The sequence below is a fragment of the Pseudoflavonifractor hominis genome, assembly GCF_014288125.1.
In the GTDB taxonomy this organism is placed as follows: Bacteria; Bacillota; Clostridia; order Oscillospirales; family Oscillospiraceae; genus Pseudoflavonifractor_A; species Pseudoflavonifractor_A gallinarum.
The window spans coordinates 1-650 of record NZ_JACOPR010000033.1; the positions used below are offsets into that span (position 1 = coordinate 1).

A 650-nucleotide genomic window follows, 5' to 3' on the forward strand; every position below is an offset into this window, starting at 1 on the left:
CCGGTATCACATAGTTAAAAATATTGGTGTCATTTAATCAATTTTGCCGATAAAGCGGTAGAAGATTTCTACCTCCTGTTCCCGGCTTCCGTCCTCACCTTTGACCGCTTCATGGACAACGATTTTTTCAATCAGCGTATTCAAAAGTTCGGCGGTCAGTTCTGTTGGATTGACGCACTCTTTCATCAAGGCAATCCATTTTTCTGCGTCTGCGGCGTTCTGGCTTTCAGTGGCGATAGCGGATTGAAGCTGTTCAATCTTTGTGTCCAGTTCAGCCTGTTCGCTCTGGTACTTCCCGGACAGCATAGAGAAGTTGTATTCTGTGATACGCCCCGCCGCCCAGTCCTCATACATCCGGGCAAACAGGGTATCGACTTCGGCTTTCCGCTTCTCCGCTTTGTTCAACTCTGCGGCTTGCTTCTTTCTTGCGGCGGCCTGTCCCTTGTCATTGGCATTTAACAGCCGCTTCAAAAGCCGTTCTTCATCATGCTGTACCAGCCCCGACCAGTATTGCAGACGGGAGAGGACATAGGCGTAAAGCACATCATAGCGGATATAATGCATGGAGCATTGGCGTGTGCCCTGTCCGTACTTGCTACAATGATAATGGCCGTAAGGCTTGCTGTTCTGCCTGTTCTCCCCATAGGACA

Annotated in this window: 1 protein-coding gene; it reads right to left on the minus strand. The window is 49.5% G+C overall.

The window, feature by feature from the left end; genetic code table 11:
• Window positions 1-33: 33 nt before the first annotated feature.
• Window positions 34-650, minus strand: a 617-nt coding sequence (locus H8S34_RS15005; RefSeq protein ID WP_186964429.1) for a DUF4368 domain-containing protein, incomplete at its 5' end; no start/stop codon positions are given.